This is a genomic window from bacterium, from assembly GCA_021372515.1.
Lineage (GTDB): Bacteria > Gemmatimonadota > Glassbacteria > GWA2-58-10 > GWA2-58-10 > JAJFUG01.
Window position 1 is genome coordinate 1 of sequence record JAJFUG010000038.1, and the last position, 5,113, is coordinate 5,113.

The window sequence follows — 5,113 nt, forward strand, 5'->3', positions numbered from 1 at the left end:
GCGCTCTGGCTGATCTCGCTGGGCTGCGGGTTGACCTCCACCACCCGCGCACCGCAGCGCCGCGCCACCCACGGCAGCGAGGCCGCCGGCTGCACCAGGCCCGAGGTCCCTACCACCAGCATCACCCGGCAACGCTCCGCGGCCCGGAACGCCTCGTCCAGTTCCCGCTCGGGCAACTGCTCGCCGAACCAGACTATATCGGGCCGCAGGTAGGCCTCGCACTTCGCGCAGCGCGGCGGCTCCGCGACAGTCTCCGACTCGTCCTGCCAGTTCTCGTACATGCTGCAGAAATCGAAACAGCGCACCCGCTCGATGCTCCCGTGCAGCTCCAGCACGTGCGCGCTCCCGGCGCGCTGGTGAAGGCCGTCCACGTTCTGGGTCACCGTGACCGTGCTGGGCAGAACCCGCTCCAGCTCGGCCAGGGCGTAATGGCCGGGGTTGGGCTCGCACTGACGGACCATCCGGCGGCGCCAGGCGTACCAGTTCCAGACCAGGGCCGGGTCGGACAGGAACCCCTCCACCGTGGCCAGTTGCTCCGGGCTGTATTTCTGCCAGAACCCCTCACCCGCCTCGCGGAAAGTGGGGATTCCGCTTTCGCGGCTCACCCCGGCCCCAGTGGAGATCACAAGGCCACCCGAGGCGATCCATTCCGCCGCCCGCTCCAGGTCCGCCATGTCAAGCTCGGAGACCATCCTCGTCTGCCCTCTCAGTCCAGGATCGGTGACGGCATGAAAGTGAGCGCGAGGATCAGGATACAGGTCAGGCCGATCAGCCTGCGCCCGCGGTCCAGCGGCACCTCCTCATCCAGCACTGGCGGGTGCTGCACCCGGATCAGAAAGAATATCAGCACGCTCCAGAACAGCCAGCCCGTCCAGAAGAAACTTAACGCCAGCATGCCCAGGAAAAAGGCGATGGCGATCCGCTTGTGCAGCCGGCCGAACAGGGCGTAGCCGATATGCCCGCCGTCTAATTGCCCCACCGGGATCAGGTTCATCGCCGTGACAAAGAACCCGATCCAGCCGGCGAACGCCACCGATGACATCTGCAGCACGGTCCCGGTCGGCTGCGGGCCCAGGATCAGGTGCGCCAGGCCCGCGAACAGCAGCGAATGCCCCGGCTCGAAAAACCCGTTCCCCTGAGCGCCCCAGCTCGAATGCATCAGCCCCAGCACCACCACCGGCAGGCTGACAATGAAACCGGCCAACGGCCCCGCCGAGCCCACGTCCAGCAGCATCCTGCGGGTGAACATCGGCGAGCGCATCTTGATCAGCGCCCCCATGGTCCCGAAAATGAACGGCGGCGGCATGGGGATGAAATAGGGCAGGCTCACGTCCATGCCGTGACGGCGGGCGGTGAAATAGTGCCCCAGCTCGTGCACCAGCAGGATCAGCATGATCGAGCCGCTGAACGGCAGGCCCAAAAGGATGTCCGCGGGCCGGGCCAGAAGGTCGGCGCCCTCGCGCAGCGCCCCGGCCAGCAGCGTGCTGGCCACCGTGGCCACGAACAGCCCCAGGTGCACCGCCCAGTTGTAGCGGCTGCGCACTCCGCTGCTGCTCAGGGTCAGCCAGGTCTCCTCGCCCACCCGCTCGAAACTGTAGCGCCCGGTGAAAGAGCTGAGCGCCCGCGTGATCTGCTCCTGCATCCCGGCGAACCGGGGCTTCAGCACCCCGCGGATCACCTGCTCGTTCTGGTAGTCCAGCACGCGGTAACGGCTGTAAAGCCCGTTCAGATAACCCTCCAGCTCCTGCTGCGCCGGGTCGTAATAGCCGAAATAGTCCACTCTGCCTCCACCCCTTGCCGATAGTCCTCGCCCCGGAGCGGCGCCGCTTTCAATCAGCGCCCCGGAACCCCAGTCGCATTCTTCCTAAAATTATTCTTTTCCGGCTCAACTGTACAGAAGACAATCCCGGCGCGCCTCGCGGAAAGTGGTCTCCTCCTGCGGGCCGCCGCAGGCCGCCGCCACCTCATCGAACGCGGCCCCAGCCTCCACCAGGGAGCGCAGCCGGCCCGAACCGGACAGGATATCGATCGCCGGGATGTGCGCGACGAACTCGTAGGCCCCGGCCCGCCAGGCGAAACCCTCCGGGGCCAGGCGCTTCGCGGTGTGGACCACCGCCGCCCCGGTCAGGAAAGGACGGAACGCCGCGCGGTCGGTCACGTGAAGCTGCGCGCCGGAGCAAAGCTCGCCCCGGTGCTTGTCGAACGTGGGGATGAACCGCTGCGGGCGGAACCGCACTCCCGGCAAGCCCAGGCCGTTCAGGCTGTCGGCCAGGGCGAACTCCTCCAGATACGGCGCACCGAAGATTTCGAACGGCCGCGTGGTGCCCCGTCCCTCCGACAGGTTGGTGCCCTCCAGAAGGCACATGCCCGGGTAGACCAGGGCCGTGGCTGGCGTGGGCATGTTGGGCGAGGGCATGATCCAGGGGGCCACGTACTCGAAAGCGTCCAGCGCGCGACTCCAGCCCGTCGCCCGGATCACTGTCGGCCGTGCGCCCACCCCGTGCGCGGCATGGAACCAGAGCGCCAGCTCGCCCACGCTCAGGCCGTGGCGCACCGGCAGCCCGGCGAACCGCCCGACAAAGGACTCGTAGCCCGGCTCCAGCGGCGGGCCCTCGATCAACTCGCCGCCCAGGGGGTTGGGACGGTCCAGCACGATTACCTCCACGCCTGCCTCGGCCGCCGCCTCCATCAGATAGGCCAGGCTGTAGCTGAACGTGTAGTAGCGGCTTCCGATATCCTGGATGTCGAACAGCACCGCCTCCAGCCCGGCAAGAAGAGCCGGGGCCGGACGCAGGGACTCGCTGGCCTGTCCGTAGAGGCTCACCACCGGCGCCCCGAAACGCCCCGCCGGGTCGCTGTCGCAGGGGGCCTGGTCCTGCTTCTCGGCGTACAGACCGTGCTCAGGCGAGAACACCACCGCCAGGCGCGCCCCGGTGCGCGCGGCCAGGGCACGCGGCCAGAACTCGTAATCCGCTGTCACCGCGGTCTGGTTGACCAGCACCCCGACCCGCTTTCCCCTCAACCTTCCGTGCAACGACCGTTCGGCGAACAGACGGTCCGCGCCGCAGGCGATTGCTTTCACTCCACTCATCGCTTCCCTCTTTCGGCTGCTATTTCTCACTCAGGGCGCCACGCTCAAGGTCAGGCTTTGACAACGCGGATACTTGCCGCCCTCGGTAGTCTGCACCACGAACTCGCCCGGCTCCGTGAATGTGTGGCCAGCCTGGCGCTCCTGGCTCCAGTCCGGGCCCTCGGCCCAGCGCCAGCTCAGGCTCACCGGCGAGTCGAAGCGCCCGCCCTCCAGGCGCACCGTGTTGAGCCCCGGGGCCAGGTACGGCAGCGCGCCGGGGTTCAGCTCAAAGAATGTCACCAGCTCCAGGCCGGTCAGACCGGCGCCCTCGGCCAGGGTGATCCGCACCCGGTAGCCCGCGAAACTGCCCGCCACCGGCTCGCTGAACTCCGCCGCCAGGCTGTCGCCCGACTGTGCGAGGTTCAGCCGGCTCCACTTTTCACCGTCGCGGCTGAGCTCGACTTTCAGGCCCTTCCTGTTCCCGGACGCGGCCAGGGCGATCCGTCCGGCGCTCACCACATAGGGGCACTCCACGCCGAACACCACGCTCCCCGGCGCGCTCAGGCGCTGCTGCATCAGGGCCAGGGCCGGGTCGTGGGTCAGGTTGTCCCGCGCCAGAACGGCGTCCTGGTAGTGGTCGCTCCTCAGGTCCGGGCGGTAGACCATGCGTCCCCCGGCCCAGTGACGGTAGCAGGGGATGCCGTTCACTGTCGCCCGGTAGGGCTCGTACAGCGGGAAATTTACGCTGTCCTTCTCATCCACCGGGCCGCAGGTGTGGTAGGGCCCGCACTCGAACTGCCAGGCCCCGTGCCAGTAGTGCTCGCCCGGCATCCAGGACAGTAAAATGCTCTCGCCCCGGCGCAGGCTCAGCCGCCCGAACGGCTCACTGAGCTTGAGCTCCGGCCAGCCCGCATCCAGGGTCCACTCGCCTGAGCCGCAGAACCAGCGCGGCGAGTCGCCGCAGAGAAGGAACCCCGGACAGGCGCGGCCCTCGGCCACGGCGTCGAAAGCCAGCGTGGTGTCGGCCTGGAGCTGGGCCACCGAGGCGATTGACGGCGGCGTGGAACGGTCGTAGACGTAGAAATTCATGTGCGGGTCCAGACAGTGCCAGGCGCCGCCGTAATTAACCTCGAGCATGTGGTGCGTGTCGTGGACCCAACTGCGGGACTCAAACCCCAGTCGCTTTAGCACCAGGGCCATGGGTGCGGTCTGGCGCAGGCAGCTTCCGTTGCCCAGCACGTTGACCATTTTGTGGAAATCCAGCGCCAGCTCCGAGGGCCCGTCCCCGTGGTAGATCACGCGGCGGTTCCAGTTGAACACGCCCAGCACTTTCTGCTCGTCTGTCATCCCGGGTCGGACCAGGTCGCGCGCGATCCGCTCGACCGAGGAACAGTCCACCGAGCGGTCGGTGCTCACCCACACGCCCTTCACCCCGGCCGCGGACATCCCGGCTGCATTCAGACAAAGGAACATGGCTGACAGGATGACACAAGCCTGGAAACGCTGAATTGCCGGCATGGGAAAGCTCTCCCGAAAGCGTTGTAATTTCAACCGGTGTAAATGATTGCACTCACAGAGGGCCTTATGCAAGGATATTCGGCGCGCGGGTGGCGGGAGGTGCTCACGGGAGGCCGGGCTGCGTGTCGTGCATGCGCAGGGCGCGCGCGCGCAGACGGTTAAGCTTGCGGTCCTTCTCGTTGTCGTTGCTCAGGATCAGGATTGCGTTGGCCCCGCGGTCGGCGGCCCGGCGCTGCAGATCGAACACCAGCTCGGTCTGGTCGTCCGGGTATTCGAGCTTGGAGTGGGTGGTCACTGTCCCCATGTTTTCGTAGCGTCGGCCCTTCAGCTCGGCCTCCGAGCGGAACACCTCCACCACGCCGTGGTAGGGCGGATAGCGCTGGTCGCCGCGGCGCGAGTAGTCGTCCCGGCCGGGCGTGGCCCCGGTGCGATCCGGCTGGCCGTCATAGGCGAAATTCATCCAGCTGCAGCCCACCAGCGGCAGAGCCAGCAGTAACAGCAGCGGGATAAGCTTCCTGACCGGGA

General features: G+C 67.4%; 5 protein-coding genes. All 5 read right to left on the reverse strand.

Annotated elements, in window-relative coordinates; genetic code table 11:
- Positions 1-692, reverse strand: a 692-nt coding sequence (locus LLH00_03390; GenBank protein ID MCE5270307.1) for an NAD-dependent deacylase, incomplete at its 3' end; no start/stop codon positions are given.
- 14 nt (positions 693-706) lie between these two features.
- A complete protein-coding gene (locus LLH00_03395) occupies positions 707-1,780 on the reverse strand; it encodes a site-2 protease family protein (GenBank protein MCE5270308.1) in 1,074 nt (357 codons plus the stop codon).
- A 105-nt stretch (positions 1,781-1,885) separates the two neighbouring features.
- On the reverse strand, positions 1,886-3,091 hold the full coding sequence (locus tag LLH00_03400) for a DUF1343 domain-containing protein (protein MCE5270309.1): 1,206 nt from the start codon (positions 3,089-3,091) through the stop codon (positions 1,886-1,888).
- Between the two features lie 30 nt (positions 3,092-3,121).
- The gene (locus tag LLH00_03405; protein MCE5270310.1) at positions 3,122-4,588 is read right to left on the reverse strand and encodes a hypothetical protein; all 1,467 of its coding nucleotides are present in this window, start codon (positions 4,586-4,588) and stop codon (positions 3,122-3,124) included.
- 103 nt (positions 4,589-4,691) lie between these two features.
- Positions 4,692-5,113 (reverse strand): hypothetical protein (locus LLH00_03410; GenBank protein MCE5270311.1); only part of this gene is annotated, 422 nt, incomplete at its 5' end.

What these genes read in the sequence shown, in the direction of transcription:
- LLH00_03400 (MCE5270309.1), bottom strand. Translation starts at nt 3,091, where the DNA reads ATGAGTGGAGTGAAAGCAATCGCCTGCGGCGCGGACCGTCTGTTCGCC.
- LLH00_03405 (MCE5270310.1), bottom strand. Translation starts at nt 4,588, where the DNA reads ATGCCGGCAATTCAGCGTTTCCAGGCTTGTGTCATCCTGTCAGCCATG.